Origin of the sequence: Mycobacterium sp. (assembly GCF_049585075.1) — a bacterium.
Classification (GTDB): domain Bacteria; phylum Actinomycetota; class Actinomycetes; order Mycobacteriales; family Mycobacteriaceae; genus Mycobacterium.
Genome location: NZ_JBAUZA010000106.1, coordinates 1 through 14,102 on the forward strand (window position 1 = coordinate 1; position 14,102 = coordinate 14,102).

At 65.1% G+C, this 14,102-nt stretch carries 18 protein-coding genes and 2 pseudogenes; 9 read left to right on the top strand and 11 right to left on the bottom strand.

The window, feature by feature from the left end; genetic code table 11:
* The 5 genes from WB785_RS04820 to WB785_RS04840 form a co-directional block, all read left to right on the top strand.
* Positions 1–377 (top strand): LysM peptidoglycan-binding domain-containing protein (locus WB785_RS04820; protein ID WP_424077551.1); only part of this gene is annotated, 377 nt, incomplete at its 5' end.
* Between the two features lie 172 nt (positions 378–549).
* Positions 550–1,014: a transcriptional regulator NrdR gene (nrdR, locus tag WB785_RS04825; RefSeq protein ID WP_424077552.1), complete on the top strand. Its 465-nt coding sequence runs from the start codon at positions 550–552 to the stop codon at positions 1,012–1,014.
* Between the two features lie 19 nt (positions 1,015–1,033).
* Positions 1,034–2,242 (top strand): FAD-dependent oxidoreductase, encoded by a 1,209-nt coding sequence (locus WB785_RS04830; protein ID WP_424077553.1) that lies wholly within the window; start codon positions 1,034–1,036, stop codon positions 2,240–2,242.
* A 24-nt stretch (positions 2,243–2,266) separates the two neighbouring features.
* A complete protein-coding gene (locus WB785_RS04835; protein WP_424077554.1) occupies positions 2,267–2,752 on the top strand; it encodes a peroxynitrite isomerase in 486 nt (161 codons plus the stop codon).
* A 29-nt stretch (positions 2,753–2,781) separates the two neighbouring features.
* The gene (locus WB785_RS04840; RefSeq protein ID WP_424077556.1) at positions 2,782–3,195 is read left to right on the top strand and encodes a DUF1330 domain-containing protein; all 414 of its coding nucleotides are present in this window, start codon (positions 2,782–2,784) and stop codon (positions 3,193–3,195) included.
* On the opposite strand, the gene WB785_RS04845 is transcribed toward WB785_RS04840, so the two are convergent.
* The 3 genes from WB785_RS04845 to WB785_RS04855 all read right to left on the bottom strand — a co-directional run bounded on the left by WB785_RS04845 (position 3,192) and on the right by WB785_RS04855 (position 5,998).
* Positions 3,192–3,878 (bottom strand): PhzF family phenazine biosynthesis protein, encoded by a 687-nt coding sequence (locus WB785_RS04845; RefSeq protein ID WP_424077557.1) that lies wholly within the window; start codon positions 3,876–3,878, stop codon positions 3,192–3,194. The two genes, WB785_RS04840 and WB785_RS04845, sit on opposite strands and share 4 nt — an antisense overlap.
* 35 nt (positions 3,879–3,913) lie before the next feature.
* A complete protein-coding gene (locus WB785_RS04850) occupies positions 3,914–4,936 on the bottom strand; it encodes an alpha/beta fold hydrolase (RefSeq protein ID WP_424077558.1) in 1,023 nt (340 codons plus the stop codon).
* Positions 4,937–5,023: 87 nt separating this feature from the next.
* The gene (locus WB785_RS04855) at positions 5,024–5,998 is read right to left on the bottom strand and encodes a proteasome assembly chaperone family protein (RefSeq protein WP_424077559.1); all 975 of its coding nucleotides are present in this window, start codon (positions 5,996–5,998) and stop codon (positions 5,024–5,026) included.
* 198 nt (positions 5,999–6,196) lie between these two features.
* Between WB785_RS04855 and WB785_RS04860 the strand changes: the two genes are divergently transcribed.
* Positions 6,197–6,985 carry a trypsin-like serine peptidase gene (locus tag WB785_RS04860; protein WP_424077560.1) on the top strand — a complete coding sequence of 263 codons (789 nt, stop codon included), beginning with the start codon at positions 6,197–6,199 and terminating at the stop codon, positions 6,983–6,985.
* Here WB785_RS04860 and WB785_RS04865 read toward each other — a convergent pair.
* Positions 6,982–7,125: pseudogene (locus WB785_RS04865) on the bottom strand (Si-specific NAD(P)(+) transhydrogenase); the annotation flags it as partial. The gene WB785_RS04860 and the pseudogene WB785_RS04865 sit on opposite strands and share 4 nt — an antisense overlap.
* 100 nt (positions 7,126–7,225) lie before the next feature.
* Here WB785_RS04865 and WB785_RS04870 point away from each other — a divergent pair.
* A pseudogene (locus tag WB785_RS04870) lies at positions 7,226–8,285 on the top strand (DUF4192 domain-containing protein).
* An 83-nt stretch (positions 8,286–8,368) separates the two neighbouring features.
* Here WB785_RS04870 and WB785_RS04875 read toward each other — a convergent pair.
* The 3 genes from WB785_RS04875 to WB785_RS04885 all read right to left on the bottom strand — a co-directional run bounded on the left by WB785_RS04875 (position 8,369) and on the right by WB785_RS04885 (position 10,717).
* Positions 8,369–9,061 carry a metal-dependent transcriptional regulator gene (locus WB785_RS04875; protein WP_424077561.1) on the bottom strand — a complete coding sequence of 231 codons (693 nt, stop codon included), beginning with the start codon at positions 9,059–9,061 and terminating at the stop codon, positions 8,369–8,371.
* A gap of 125 nt (positions 9,062–9,186) precedes the next feature.
* Positions 9,187–10,146, bottom strand: coding sequence for a sigma-70 family RNA polymerase sigma factor SigB (gene sigB / locus WB785_RS04880; protein ID WP_424077562.1), 960 nt, complete (start codon positions 10,144–10,146; stop codon positions 9,187–9,189).
* Between the two features lie 148 nt (positions 10,147–10,294).
* Positions 10,295–10,717: a DUF3099 domain-containing protein gene (locus WB785_RS04885; RefSeq protein WP_424077563.1), complete on the bottom strand. Its 423-nt coding sequence runs from the start codon at positions 10,715–10,717 to the stop codon at positions 10,295–10,297.
* Positions 10,718–10,758: 41 nt separating this feature from the next.
* Between WB785_RS04885 and WB785_RS04890 the strand changes: the two genes are divergently transcribed.
* Positions 10,759–10,998 carry a DUF3039 domain-containing protein gene (locus WB785_RS04890; protein ID WP_424077565.1) on the top strand — a complete coding sequence of 80 codons (240 nt, stop codon included), beginning with the start codon at positions 10,759–10,761 and terminating at the stop codon, positions 10,996–10,998.
* Here the strand turns inward: WB785_RS04890 and WB785_RS04895 are convergent.
* The gene (locus WB785_RS04895) at positions 10,985–11,971 is read right to left on the bottom strand and encodes a YihY/virulence factor BrkB family protein (protein WP_424077567.1); all 987 of its coding nucleotides are present in this window, start codon (positions 11,969–11,971) and stop codon (positions 10,985–10,987) included. The genes WB785_RS04890 and WB785_RS04895 overlap by 14 nt on opposite strands.
* 62 nt (positions 11,972–12,033) lie before the next feature.
* Complete coding sequence (locus WB785_RS04900) at positions 12,034–12,231, bottom strand: DUF7455 domain-containing protein (protein ID WP_424077568.1); 198 nt, start codon at positions 12,229–12,231, stop codon at positions 12,034–12,036.
* 124 nt (positions 12,232–12,355) lie between these two features.
* Between WB785_RS04900 and WB785_RS04905 the strand changes: the two genes are divergently transcribed.
* Positions 12,356–12,727, top strand: a complete 372-nt coding sequence (locus WB785_RS04905; protein ID WP_424077573.1) for a DUF952 domain-containing protein — start codon at positions 12,356–12,358, stop codon at positions 12,725–12,727.
* Here the strand turns inward: WB785_RS04905 and WB785_RS04910 are convergent.
* Entirely contained in the window at positions 12,670–13,089 is a 420-nt protein-coding gene (locus WB785_RS04910) for a RidA family protein (protein ID WP_424077569.1), read from the bottom strand. The two genes, WB785_RS04905 and WB785_RS04910, sit on opposite strands and share 58 nt — an antisense overlap.
* A gap of 59 nt (positions 13,090–13,148) precedes the next feature.
* Positions 13,149–13,370, bottom strand: coding sequence for a hypothetical protein (locus WB785_RS04915; protein WP_424077571.1), 222 nt, complete (start codon positions 13,368–13,370; stop codon positions 13,149–13,151).
* Between the last annotated feature and the right edge of the window lie 732 nt (positions 13,371–14,102).

Genomic DNA, 14,102 nt, shown 5'->3' on the forward strand with positions numbered 1-14,102 from the left:
CGTCGAGGCCGGTCGCCGCGCCCCCGCGTTACCGCGGAACAGGAGTGTTGATGTCGACGGCGTCGCATCGCCCACGTCCGATTACGCCGGCGACCACCGTGGCTCTGGCCCTGCTGGCGGCGGTGATCACCGTCTGGCTCGGACTGGTAGCCCACTTCGGTGGCATGCTGCACGACGGCTCCGCCCAGACGGGCGGCCATCTGCCCGACCGGCTCGCCGTGGTGCGAGTCGAACCAGGAGAGACGCTGCATCACTTGGCGGCCCGGGTAGCGCCTGATGCGCCGACCAGTCAGGTCGCCGCGCGGATCCGCGAACTCAACGATCTCGGCTCCGCGACAGTGACGGCCGGTCAGACGCTGATCGCGCCGGTGGGCTGACGACTCCGCCGTGCACGGCCGAAAGCCGCATGCCTCAATGCTGCTCGGCGACTACGGTGCCGGCCACCACCGCCCGACGCGACCTCCGCTGACGCTAGGTCAGTGGGGGAGCACGCAGGTAGGCTCGGGGTGGTTTCAGACATCCCGTTGTCGGCGCGGCGAAGGAGCGGTCATGCACTGTCCGTTCTGTCGCCATCCCGATTCGCGAGTCGTCGACTCTCGGGAGACCGATGAGGGTCAGGCCATCCGACGACGTAGGTCCTGCCCGGAGTGCGGCCGGCGATTCACCACGGTCGAGACCGCGGTGCTCGCCGTCGTCAAGCGCAGCGGTGTCACCGAGCCGTTCAGCCGCGAGAAGGTGATCAGCGGTGTGCGTCGGGCCTGCCAAGGCCGCCAAGTCGACGACGACGCGTTGAATCTGCTGGCACAGCAGGTCGAAGACGCGGTACGAGCCAGTGGGTCACCGGAAGTCCCTAGCCACGAAGTCGGGTTGGCGATCCTCGGGCCGCTGCGAGATCTCGACGAGGTGGCCTATCTGCGATTCGCTTCGGTGTACCGGTCCTTTTCGTCCGCAGACGATTTCGAGCGCGAGATTGAAGCGTTGCGCGCCCACCGTGAGGTGTCGGCGCCCGGTTGATCGCAGGTAGGGTCGGCTCGTGACTCAAGTCCTGCAAACCCAAGTCTGTGTTGCCGGTGGCGGTCCCGCGGGCTTGGTTCATGCGCTGCTGCTGGCCCGCGCCGGGATCCAGGTCGTCGTCTTGGAAAAGCACAACGATTTCCTGCGCGATTTCCGCGGTGACACCGTGCATCCGACCACTCTGCGGATCATGGACGAGCTTGGGTTTATCGACGAGCTCCTGCGTTTACCGCACACCAAGATCACCCGCGTCGCGTTCGACACCGAAGGCTCACTGCGCACCTTTGGCAACTTCAACGCGCTGAAATGGCTGGGCTTCAAACAGCCGTACATCGCATTGATGCCGCAGTGGGATTTCCTCGACTTTCTCACCGAAAAGGTAAGTGCCTACCCGGAATTCACGCTGATCCGCAACGCCGAAGTCAAGGATGTGGTCATCGAGGGCGATCGAATCGTCGGGGTGCGCACACCGGAACTGGAGGTGCGCGCCGAGCTGGTGGTCGGCGCCGACGGTCGCGCGTCGGCGGTGCGCGCTGCGGCGGGATTGGAGATCGCCAGCGCGAGCTCGCCGATGGATGTCTTGTGGTTTCGGCTCAAGTGGCGCCCGGGCGATCCCGAAGAACTCTTTGCGATTCTCCGCAGGGGTTTGCTGATGGCCATGATCTACCGCGGCGACTATTGGCAGGTCGCGCATCTGATGCCCAAGGGTCAAAACCCCCGCGACGGTTCACTGGAGGACTTCAAAAAGCGGCTGGCCTCAACGCTGCCGAAATTGCGTGAACACGTCAGCGATTTGCACTCCTGGGACGACACCAGCCAACTCGACGTGCGGGTGGATCGGCTCAAGACGTGGTGGCGTAGCGGCTTGCTCTGCATCGGCGACGCGGCGCACGCCATGTCGCCGGCCGGTGGGGTCGGCATCAACCTCGCCGTCGCCGATGCGGTGGCGGCGGCCAACATCCTTTGCGGCCCGCTGCGGGAAGGCCGGTTGACCGATGCCGACCTCGCCAAGGTGCAGCGCCGCCGCGAGCTACCCACCCGGATCATCCAGGCGGGGCAAGTGCTCATCCAGAACCGGGCGGTGGAACCGTATTTGACTGGCGACCTATCACCGATCCGTATTCCGAAGTTCGTCGGCCGCGGCCCGCTACAGTTCATCCCGCCGATCGTCGTCGGCCGGGGTTTCCGCCCCGAGCATGTCCGCACGCCGGACGTACACGCCGCCTAGTGGCCAGCAGATAGGCTGTGCGGCATGCTGCCTGACCTGCATCCCGACTTGCAGGCGCTCGCTCCGTTGCTCGGTACTTGGCAGGGCCACGGCTCCGGCACATACCCCACCATCGAGCCGTTCGATTACCTCGAGGAAGTCGCGTTTTCCCATGTGGGCAAACCGTTTTTGATCTACGGGCAGAAAACCAAATCCGCCGTCGACGGCAAGCCGCTGCATGCCGAGACGGGATATCTTCGAGTACCGCGGACCGGCCACGTCGAACTGGTACTCGCGCACCCAAGCGGCATCACCGAAATCGAGGTCGGCACCTACACCGCCGACGGCACGACGATCGAGCTCGAGATGACGACCGCAAACATCGGCCTGACACCGACCGCCAAAGAGGTGACCGCCCTGGGCCGCAGCTTCCGCGTCGACGGCGACGAGCTGTCGTATTCGCTGCGGATGGGCGCGGTCGGACAACCGCTGCAACACCACCTGTCCGCGGTATTGCACCGCAACGGCTAAGCCCCACTCGACGATGAGGAGACAATAGCGTGGACGTCGAAAATGCGGTCTACCCAACACAATCCCGCGTCGAAGAATTGATGGCGGATACCTCCGACGGTCCCGTTGTGATGCTCAACCTGCTGAAGTTCCGGGCGAAAGCCGCCTACCCCGACGGGCGGCCCAGCGACCTGACCGGCCGCCAGGCCTACGACCTCTACGGCGCGCCGATGAAGAAAGTCATCGAAAACGGCGGCGGGAGAGTGCTTTTCGGCGGTGCTATCGCATCGCTGGTAATCGGCGAGGTCGACGACTTGTGGGACACCTGCCTGCTGGTCGAATACCCTTCAGCCGCCGCATTCGCTGCGATAGTGACATCCCCGGAAGTCGCGGAGATCGGCGTTCACCGCGCCGCGGGGCTGGATGGCCAGCTGCTGATCCGGGTAACACAGCTGGCGCTCTAGACGAACTGCGTCACACCGTCGTCGACGACGCGCCCGGAAACCCGGACCCAACCCTCCGGGCTCCACGTGGTGTGGATTGCCGATCCCTTGCCCTGGGTGATGGTCAAGTCGCGGCTGAGGTAGTCGGTGATTCGCACGGCAGCTGATCCCGTCGCTTCGTCTTCCGGCACGCCCAGGTTCTCGCAGAACACGCGGGCGCGCAACGATCCAGCGGACTCATCGATCCATGCCCACAAGTAGTGGGAGACGTCGTCGGCGAAGTCGGCAGGGTCGGCGGCTGCCAGGTCATCGAGCGACCCGACATCGTGGATGGCGAACTCCGGAGCCCATTCCGAGCGGGCGCTGATCGTCGTGACGTCGTCGTCGTAGCTCACCTGCACGATGCCGGCCGGCACCTGCAGCGTGCGGATCGGCGTACCCCTGGCGCGCAACCACCATGACGCTCCGACGGTCGGGTGCCCGGCGAACGGCAGCTCGGTGGCCGGGGTATAGATGCGAGCCTGCGCGGTGGTGGAACCGGCGCTCGGCAATTCAACGAAAACTGTTTCGCTGTAACCTAATTGAGTGGCGATGCGCTGGTGCCACGAGGCCTCGACGGTGCTGGCGTCGACGACGCCCAGGGCATTGCCAAAATTTCCCGCTGAGTCGGTGAACACCCGCAACACTGTGACATCGAAGCCCATAGCTCGACCATAGACGTCGCCGCGGCGGGCCGCGATCAGGTGGCGCTACGTTCGTCGGACCCCATAGCGTTCAACACTGCGACGCGGGTGTCGACCGGTCCGGAGACGGTTTGCGCCCCGCCGCCGCTGCGCAGCAGCTCGCGCAACGCGGCCTGGTCGTATTCGGCCGGCTCGGTTTTGTCGATGAATCGCTCGACGACCTCGATGAAACGGTCCGGATCGTCGTGGAACGGGAAGTGGCCGGAGCGCTCGAAAATTTCCAACTGGGAACCTGGCATCGCGGCGTGCGCCATCCGGGCATGACTGACCGGGACTACCACATCGTCTGTGCCCCAAATGATTTGCACCGGAACGGACGAAGTCAAATAACATCGATCCAGCATGGTGACCATCTGGCCGCGCCAGTCGACCACCGCCCGCAACGTCCGGGTGAACGCCGCTGAGGCCATCGGCTCCGGCAGATCGGCCAGCACACGCAGCACGTCCGGCAGATCGTGGCCCACAGCGGTTGATCCCAACACCATGCCGACCGCGCGCCCGGCAATCTGCAAAGCCGGCAGCACCAATGGCAGCCGAAGCAACGCCAACGCCTCGGCGCCCATCGGCAACGACGCCAGCCGCAACACCAGGTTGACGTCCTTGGTGACGCCGCCGGCCCCGACCAGGACCAGCCGCTCCACCAATTGCGGGAACTGGTAGGCAAACTGCATCGCCACTCCACCACCGAGCGAGTGGCCGATGACGGTGACCCGCTCGATGTCGAGGACGGAAAGCAGGTCGCGCATCCCGTTGGCATAAGCCGCTACCGAGTAGTCGGCGCGGGGCTTGTCCGACTGCCCGTGGCCCAGCAGGTCGACGGCGATCACCGTGAACCGCTGCGCGAGCTTGGCTTGAACCGCCTCCCAGGTGGTGGAGTTGTCACCAATTCCGTGAATTAGCAGGATCACTGGACCCGAGCCGGCGATTCGGAACGCACGGCGATACCCATGGACCGTGCGGAACTGAAGCGTTGGGGTGACCTCCCGCACCGAGCGCAAATTGGGCTTTCGCTGGGTCATGTCGCCAACTTCGCTGTCGGGCCAGTGGTCACGAGCGCCACTCCTCCTCATCGCTTCGCTCTGCATCGTCGTGACGCGGAGGGGCGCTCACGTCGGGTCGTCGTCGTCAAACTTCTTCTCTGCCTGCTGGGCGAGGAATCGCTCGAACTCTGCGCCGAGTTCGTCGCCGCTAGGCAGATCTTCATCCCGCGCCAGCAGCGACCGTTCCTCCTGAGCGGCGATGAAGTGATCGTACTGTCGCTCCAGCGCAGCCACCACTTGAGCGACTTCCGAGCTCGCCTCAACCTGCTCGTCGACCTTGGCCGCAATTTCAACCGCCGCCTCTTCCAGCGCCTTCAGCGGGAACTGCAGCGATCCGGTCTTGGCGACTTGCTCCAGCAGTGCCTGTGCCGCGGCCGGATAGTCCGTCTGCGCCAAGTAGTGCGGGACATGGACGGTGAAGCCGACCACTTCGTGGCCGTGCTGAGCCATCCGGTATTCCAACAAGTTCGACGCGCTGCCGGGAACCTGAACCTCGGCGATCCACGGCGTGAAGTCGGTGATCAACTCGCGGTTGTTGGAGTGCGCCGTCATCGTCACCGGCCGCGTATGGGGGACGGCCATCGGTATCGTTCCCAGGCCGATGGTCTGGCGCACGCCAAGACGCTCGGCTAACAACCGCACCGCGGTGATGAACCGTTCCCACTTCAAATCCGGCTCCATGCCGGCCAGCAGCAAAAACGGCGTCCCGACACTGTCATGCATGGCGTACAGGCTCAGCTCTGGGTCGTCGTATTGGGTGAAATGATCGGTCTTGAACGTCATCAATGGCCGCCGTGACCGATAGTCGAGCAGCTCGTCGATCGCGAACGAGGCGACCAGTTCGGTGTCCAGCGAGTCCTTGAGGTGGCCGGCGGCCAGCCGGATCGCGTGGCCTGCGTCGGAAAAGCCTTCCAGCGCGTGCACTAACACCGGGCCCCGACCATCCGACGCCGACAGCTGCGGCGCCGGGAACTCGAGCTCGTACATGCCGTTCTGCTCGGGCTGGTAATGCTCCCTTTCGGGGGGCTGGTTATCGCCCATCGCTTGCCTCCTCGCGCGGCGCGGTGTCCCGCAACCGTGTCAGATAGTGTCTCTCAAATCCGCTGGCCGCGGATACCTGACCCGCTGCCGGTTGGCACACCCATGTGTTCACCGAACGCTGCCGCTTACGGTCGCATTCCGCAGGGGTACCCGTTTCGGCGTCACCTGCGCGCGCCCGATCGGGCATGATCGACAACGATGCGCATTCTGGCACCAGCAGTGGGCTCGATCGCCGCGGTATTGGCGGCATGCGGGCATCAGCCACCTGCTGCGCCGGTCATCAGCGAACACAAGCCCGCCGTGGTCGGCTCCCCGAGCCAGATCCTCGCGGCACCGGTCGATCCCGATCCGCGGGTGGGCGCGATTTTCTTCGGGGGCGGCGACCTGCACGCCTGCACCGGCTCCGTACTGCACTCGGCGGAAGGCAATCTGGTGCTGACCGCCGCGCACTGCCTGGGCGCTGGCGGCCCGGAAACCTTTGTTCCCGGTTTCGCCCGCCAAGCCGGGCCGGGCGATGTCTGGACTCTGGATGTGGTCTATCTGGATCCCCGTTGGCTCGCCAATAGAGATCCGCACGCCGACTACGCGATCGTCCGAGTCAGCCGCCCCGAGGGGGGATCGGTCGAGGCCCAGGTCGGGTCGGCGCTGTCACTGGGGTCGGCACCCGCGAAAGGCACCCGGGTGAAGGTGGTCGCCTATCCGGCCGGGGTCGGCGGCATGCCCGTTGGTTGTCAGGCCAGCACGGGTATCAGCGACGGCGGCTACCCCGAGTTGCTGTGCGCGGGCCTGGCCGACGGCACCAGCGGCGCGCCCTGGATCAGGGGCTCGAGCGTCAGCGGGGTGATCGGCGGTCTGCACGGGGGCGGCTGCGCAGAGAGCCTGTCCTACTCGTCACCGTTCGACCGGCACATCGCCGATCTCATGGCGCGCGCCGAGGCCGGCGGTCCGGGCGACGTGGCGCCCGCGGCGTTCGATGACGATTGCTAACCATCGAACTGGTTGAGTGCGCGCACCTTGTTCATCACGTCCAGGGCGGCCACCTTGTACGCCTCGGAGAACGTCGGATAGTTGAACACCGCGTCAACCAGGTATTCCACGGTGCCGTGGCAGCCCATCACGGCCCGCCCAGTTCACGGTTGTCCCCAGCTGTGCCTTTGTGCACAGCGCGCGGGTGGCGCCGTGTGTGCCGCGGACGGGCTGACGGGGCTGAAGACCAGCGTGGGCGCCATGACCAAGCAGCGACCTGACTTTGAACTGAATCGCCCCGCCGCGATGATCGCCGCGCTCCCGGCCGTGCTGGGCTTCGTGCCGGAGAAATCGCTGGTGCTGATATCGATCGACGACAACGAACTCGGGTCGGTGATGCGGGTCGACCTCTCCGACGCGCTCGCTGACCAGATCGGGCACCTCGCGGAGGTAGCGTCGGCCGCCAGCCCCGAGGCGGCGATCGTGGTCATAGTCGACGCCGACGGCGCCGGCTGCCCAATGTGCAACGAGGAGTACCGCGATCTGTGTACGACGCTCACCGACGAGCTATCGCAGCGCGACATCACGCTGTGGGCCGCACACGTGGTGGACCGGGTCGCCGCCGGGGGGCGCTGGCACTGCGTGGACGGCTGCGGTGCCGGCGGTGTGATCGACGATCCGTCCGCCTCGCCGGTGGCGGTGGCGGCCGTGCTCGACGGCCGTCGGCTTTATGCGCGGCGCGCTGACCTGCAGTCGGTCATCGCGGTCGATGAGCGGGCATCGACCGCTGCGCTGGCCGAGCTGATCGGCGAACGCGCCGCGTCACGGCATGCCGCACATGCTGCCGATCCTTCTGCCTGCGTCCGCGGTGACGTTGAGAACGCGATCGCTGCGGCCGGCCGGGTCGGCGAGGGACACCAGCTCTCCGACGCGGAGCTGGCCAGGCTGGCCTGCGCGCTGGACGACGTGGAGTTCCGCGACACGATGTACGCCTTGGCGGTCGGCCGCCGCGCAGGAGAGGCCGAGTCGCTGTGGGCGCTGCTATCGCGCAGCCTGCCCACGCCGTGGCGGGTAGAGGCGCTGGTGTTGGTGGCGTTCAGTGCCTATGCGCGTGGCGACGGCCCGCTGGCCGGGGGTGTCGCTGGAGGCCGCGCTGCGCTGCCAAGCCGACCATCGGATGGCGGGCATGCTCGACACGGCGTTGCAGTCGGGTCTGCGGCCCGAGCAGATTCGCGAATTGGCTCTCAGCGGGTACCGGCTGGCCGAGCGGCTCGGGCTGCGGTTGCCGCCTCGACGAACATTCGGCCGACGAGCGGTGTAAATGGCCCGGCTTCTCCTCATCGCGCTCCGCCCCCTCGCCGCTGCGCGGCTGGGGTGCTCCGCGCTCTGCATCGTCGCCGGGCGTTAAACCTTTTCGACCTTGACGGCGTGCGCCATCTCATGCGGCAGGCTGACGTTCTCGTGGCCCGGTATCACGATGGTCACGCCGCCGGCCGGGTTGGTCTCGACGGTCACCCGCGCGTTGGGAACCACGCCCGCGTCCTTGAGCCGGGCGATCAGGTCGATGTCGCCTTGCACGTGTTCGGAGAGCTGACGCACCACGACCGCGACCGGCGATCCGGCCGGCAGTTCCGTGAGCCGCACCAAGTTCGGCTCTTCGTCGCCAAATCCCGGCCCAACTCCCAAATCCAGCAGCCCCGGAATCGGGTTGCCGAATGGCGAGGTCGTCGGGTTGTTGAGGACTTGCACAAGGCGGCGCTCGACGTCTTCGCTCATCACGTGCTCCCACCGGCAAGCCTCGGCGTGCACCTCTTCCCACGGCAGGCCGATGACATCGACCAGCAGCCGCTCGGCGAGCCGGTGCTTACGCATCACCGAGATGGCCAGCGAGCGGCCCTTGTCGGTGAGTTCGAGGTGGCGGTCGCCGGCCACATGAAGCAGGCCGTCGCGTTCCATCCGCGACACGGTCTGGCTGACCGTGGGTCCGCTCTGGTCAAGTCGTTCAGCGATACGGGCACGCAGCGGCGTTACGCCCTCTTCCTCGAGGTCGTAAATCGTCCGCAGGTACATCTCGGTGGTATCAACCAGGTCGTTCATTCCGCACCCTCCATTGCTGCTGAGTCTACTTGCCCAGCTGCGTGAATGGTCCGCTAACACTCCCGCACAGCAGTATGCCCGCCGCGGGCGCGGCGGGCATACTGCTTCGATGTTGGTCTAGGTCGTCAGCTGGCGTAAGACCGCAGTCGGTCGGCCCGCTCACCGTTGCGGAGCTTGGACATAACCTCGCGCTCGATTTGGCGAACGCGCTCACGGGACAGGCCGAACAGCTTGCCGATCTGGTCGAGCGTGCGGGGCTGCCCATCGTCGAGCCCGAAGCGCAACCGGATGACCTGATGTTCACGCTCGTCGAGCGTTGCCAGCACCGTGCGGATGTCGGTGTGCAGCAACTCGGCGATCACCGCGTTCTCGGCGGACATCGCTTCGGCGTCCTCGATGAAATCACCCAGCGGCGCCTCTTCCTCGGAACCGACCGGCATGTCGAGGCTCACCGGGTCGCGGCTGTGCTCCAGCAGGTCGTTGATCTTCTCGACCGGAATGCCCGACTCGGCAGCGAGTTCCTCGTCCGTGGCTTCACGGCCGAGGTTCTGGTGCATCTCGCGCTTGATCCGTGCCAGCTTGTTCACCTGCTCAACCAGGTGAACCGGCAGCCGGATGGTGCGGCTCTGGTCGGCCATTCCCCTGGTGATCGCCTGCCGGATCCACCAAGTCGCATAGGTCGAAAACTTGAATCCCTTTGCGTAGTCGAACTTTTCCATCGCGCGGATCAAACCCAGATTGCCCTCCTGGATGAGGTCCAGCAGTGGCATTCCGCGGCCGGTGTAGCGCTTGGCCAACGACACGACCAACCGAAGGTTGGCTTCCAGCAGGTGGCTTCGTGCTGCTTCGCCGTCCCGAACCACCACTGCCAGGTCGCGTTTGCGGTTCTCGCCGAGACGCTTGCGGGTGTTGAGCAGATGCTGCGCGTAGAGCCCGGCCTCGATGCGCTTGGCGAGTTCGACCTCATCGGCAGCATTGAGCAACGCCGTCTTGCCGATCCCGTTCAGATACACGCGCACCAGGTCCGCGGCTGGGCTCTGAGCGTCCAGATCGCCGTCAACCCGGCTTGTGGTGGCATTTGCCATGGCGGCCTCCTGATAGGCGTGAGCTGTCATGAGGTACAACGACCAACTTGGTGGTGGAGTTCCCGCTGGGCGGCCATCTCACACCCGCTGACGTGCGCGGATGTCCGCACGGTCTGAGAATGTGCTAAGAAGCCGCTGCGTTGGCAGGTTATTCGGAACCGTCGGCTGCTGGCCGTGGCGATTCCGGTTGCGGCGCTGGGCGAGTGTGCTGCTCGAGCGCGGGGCGTTCGGCGGTGGGGAACAGCGGAGTGCGCCGCGTCACCCCGTCGAAGCGTCGGGGTTCGTCGGCGCGACGTGGCGGTCGGTCGTTGGCGATCAGTACTGCCATCCAGGGCAGCGGGATCGACGCGACGATGATCAGAAGTGAGATCAAACCGTTGTGCCACATGCCGTATGCGACCGCGGCCAAGATCAGCGCCGGAATCCGGAAGCTCATCAGCGTCAAGTATTTCCGCACTCGCTGGCGGTGCTGTACCTCGTATGCCGGCGCCGCGGCCGTGATGAGTACCGGTCGGCCCTCGTCGTCGAAACCCAGCTCAGTGCCGCGCTTCATTTCTCTACTGTTCCACACTTCGGCAACCTCGTCGAAGCCGATTGCGGCACAATATGACCATGCGAACCCAGACGATCGAGCGCACCGACACCGACGAACGCGTCGACGACGGGACCGACAGCGATAACCCCAAGTACTTCCACTACGTCAAGAAGGACAAGATCACTGAAAGCGCCGTGATGGGCACTCACGTCGTGGCGCTGTGCGGTGAGGTGTTTCCGGTCACGAAGGCCGCCAAGCCAGGCTCACCGGTATGCCCGGACTGCAAGCGGATCTACGAGAAGCTCAAGACGGGCTGACCCGATCGGCGTCGACGTGAGGTGCTGCGTCCGCCGCGTCGTCGGTGTCGTCAGAAGTGGCGCGTGATACCACCCATCGCCGCAGCCGGTGGGCATGGGTGCGGGGGGCCGGCCACTCCTCCTGGATGGCGGCGTTGAATTCTGCGCCCAACATGATCGCGAAGCCAGCGAAGAAGGCGAACAGCAGGAACGCGATCGGTGTGGCCAGTGCACCGTAGGTGTAGCCGGTGCCGGTGATCCACCAGAGATAGATGCGCAGCCCCAGCGTCGCGATCACGAAGGCCACGCTGGCCAGTGCCGCACCGAAGATCAGCCGGTGCGACGGCAGCGGTTCGGGCAAGGCCACGCGGTACAGGATCACCACGGTGATGATCAGGCCGGTGAGCAACGCCGGGTAGTAGCCGTAGGCCAAGACGTCCTGCAGGCCGTCGGGGATGAGTTCGGCGAGCTTGCGCGGGCCGCGCACCATCAGCGGGGCAGTGACGATCAGAAACAGCAGCATCACCACGTACAAGAGCAGCGCGAAGAGCCGTTGGCGCACGGGATGGCGCAGCGGGGTCTGGTCGTGGGCCTCGACGACCGAATCGACGAACGCCGAGATTGCCGACGACCCGGCCCACAGCGAGATCAAAAAGCCCAGGGAGACCACTTCGCCGCGGGCACCACGGTCGATGTCGGCAATCGTCGGTTCGATGATGCCGTGCACCACGCTCGGCGAGAAAATTTTGTCCGACATCGACACCAGGCGCTGCTCGATCCCCGGCATGGTGTCCGGTCCGAAGAGCGGCGCCACGTACGCGAGGCTGCCCAGCATGCCCAACAACAACGGCGGCAGGGACAGCGCTGACCAGAACGCGGCCTGCGCCGACTCCGAGAAGATTGAGTCGTCCCAACTCTTGGTGAGGGCTCGGCGGGTGACGCGCCAGATGTGATGACGCGAAGGCTTTACTGCCTTTACTGCTTGGTCGCTCATGACCCGTACAGGATTCCCGACTAATGGTCCTGCCGCCAGGATTGCAGGTCGCGAGTCGTGGCTTAAGACCCCAGCGGGGCCGCGCTGGCTTCTAGCACGGCGGACGCCTCGATCAGTTTCGCCTCGTGCTCGTTGGCGTGGTGTTGGCAAAAGAGAAGCTCTGCGCCGGAGGGCAACGTGGCACGAACGCGGGCGGCAGCGCCGCACCGATCGCACCGATCAGCCCTGGTTAGTTCTGGACTGGTCAAAGTCGCGTTCATGGCTACTCCTTCTGGCCTTAATCCACTGTCTCAGATGTCAACGCGTTTGGCCGTCTTCACCGACCGTTTACCCGCTGTGTCGTTTCTCACGCCTGAGCTTTTGCTGCTCCGGCAGGATGGCGGTGTGACCCAACGCCCGGCCGTGCTGGTGCACCTGTGCCCCTCCGACGAGTGGTTGTCCGCTAAGGCCCGGGGCGAGCTACGGCCCGAGTCGCTAGCCAGCGTCGGATTCATCCATCTGTCGACGCCGCAGCAGGTCCACCTGCCCGCCAACCGCCTTTTCCGCGGTCGCGACGACCTGGTGTTGCTGCATATCGAAACCGACCGTCTGGACGCACCCATCCATTGGGAACCGGGAGTGCCAACGGATCCCGAGTCGATGCTGTTCCCACATTTGTATGGAGCCCTGCCCGTTGGTGCTGTGATCAACGTCACCAGCTACCTGCCGGGCGCGGGCGGCGTCTTCGCGCCGGCCGCCGAATCGGCTACCGAGTAGGCGTCGACTTCGATCTCGACCAACAGCTCCGGCGCTATGAGCGCAGCCACCTCGATCATGGTGGCCGCGGGGCGGATCTCACCGAAGACCTCGGAATGCACTGCCGCGACCTCACGCCAGCGGGAAATGTCGGTCACATAGATGCGAGTGCGGACGACGTCGGACAGCGTCGCCCCGGCCTGATTGAGAGCGACCTCGATGCGGCGCAAGGCTTCTCGGGTCTGGGCGCCGATGTCATCGGCCGGTCCCGGGCCGGTTGTCCCGGCGACGGCGATGTGTGGGCCGATCCGGACCGCGCGGGAATAGCCGACGGTCGACTCGAAGTCGGATCCGGACGAGATGAGGACGCGGCTGGCTGACATTCGGCCAAGTTAGGCCAGTCGCATCGCCGGCGCATCCGAATTTCTTCTAGTACAGCCCGTCACCCTACTTGGTAGGAAGCGGGCGACATGTCGAAGAAGTGGCCGCGGCTGGAGTCGGTGCATCTCATCGCCGAGGGCTCGGCGGTGCAGCCGAAGGTACCGGAGGCCAACGTCTGTCCGTCGCCGAGGACCTGCGCGCCCTGCACGTGCAGGGTGTCGCTATCGACATCGCCTGAATCGCTGTCACTTTCATCGAATTGCTCGCATTCCTGTTGAGACACTTGCCTTTTCGCAGGGCGACACGTGAATCGCGCGGGCGGTGCCAGCAAGATCCGTTGCGACGGGAGCTTCTGCTGGTTTTGACCCGACGACTTCGTCAGCCCTCTCCGAGACCAATGTCGGGATAACAAATGGGCGTGACCTTGCGAGTGGGATTATTGCGCAGCCAATTGACGGGCGTGAAATAAGCGACGCATCTTCATCGAAGTTGCCCAAAAAAATCGGCATTCGGACTGCACGCGCGTACTGTACCGGATCCGCGTATCGCTTAACCCACGTCTTTGCGAACTACGGACCGGTTAACGCTGTGCGCCAACAGCTTTCATGCTGTAAAGGCCGGGCCGCGGTAGACCGAGTTATTTTTCACCGACGCTATCTTCGTGCGGGCCGGCTCCGCGCAGCGCGACATCCATTGCAAGAAATGTTGATCCGTCAGGAGCCGGTGGGGCGTGCGGCCCGGGGCAGTGCGCCGTTCGGTGATCGAACATCACAGTTCGGTAACGGTCAGATCTCATTTTCATCTATCCGTAGGAATTTATGCCGTTGTTATGCATAAGAGCAACCTGAGAGTTACCTTAGCGCGGTGTGTGGACGGTCCATCGCAACAACAAACGAGCGGAGTTTAGCTATGAGCACCAAATCTCACTACGGCCTAACCAATGACCAGCGTCGCCGCCGGGTCGCTCCCGCGGCCGGGCTGGGCGTGGTTGCCGCCGGTGCCATTGCCGCCGCCA

Coding starts and splice junctions, on each gene's coding strand:
- WB785_RS04835 (WP_424077554.1), top strand. CDS start 2,267: ATGCTGCCTGACCTGCATCCCGACTTGCAGGCGCTCGCTCCGTTGCTC.
- nrdR (WP_424077552.1), top strand. CDS start 550: ATGCACTGTCCGTTCTGTCGCCATCCCGATTCGCGAGTCGTCGACTCT.
- sigB (WP_424077562.1), bottom strand. CDS start 10,146: ATGGCAAATGCCACCACAAGCCGGGTTGACGGCGATCTGGACGCTCAG.
- WB785_RS04910 (WP_424077569.1), bottom strand. CDS start 13,089: ATGTCAGCCAGCCGCGTCCTCATCTCGTCCGGATCCGACTTCGAGTCG.
- WB785_RS04855 (WP_424077559.1), bottom strand. CDS start 5,998: ATGGGCGATAACCAGCCCCCCGAAAGGGAGCATTACCAGCCCGAGCAG.
- WB785_RS04850 (WP_424077558.1), bottom strand. CDS start 4,936: ATGACCCAGCGAAAGCCCAATTTGCGCTCGGTGCGGGAGGTCACCCCA.
- WB785_RS04900 (WP_424077568.1), bottom strand. CDS start 12,231: ATGAACGCGACTTTGACCAGTCCAGAACTAACCAGGGCTGATCGGTGC.
- WB785_RS04875 (WP_424077561.1), bottom strand. CDS start 9,061: ATGAACGACCTGGTTGATACCACCGAGATGTACCTGCGGACGATTTAC.
- WB785_RS04860 (WP_424077560.1), top strand. CDS start 6,197: ATGCGCATTCTGGCACCAGCAGTGGGCTCGATCGCCGCGGTATTGGCG.
- WB785_RS04845 (WP_424077557.1), bottom strand. CDS start 3,878: ATGGGCTTCGATGTCACAGTGTTGCGGGTGTTCACCGACTCAGCGGGA.
- WB785_RS04890 (WP_424077565.1), top strand. CDS start 10,759: ATGCGAACCCAGACGATCGAGCGCACCGACACCGACGAACGCGTCGAC.
- WB785_RS04895 (WP_424077567.1), bottom strand. CDS start 11,971: ATGAGCGACCAAGCAGTAAAGGCAGTAAAGCCTTCGCGTCATCACATC.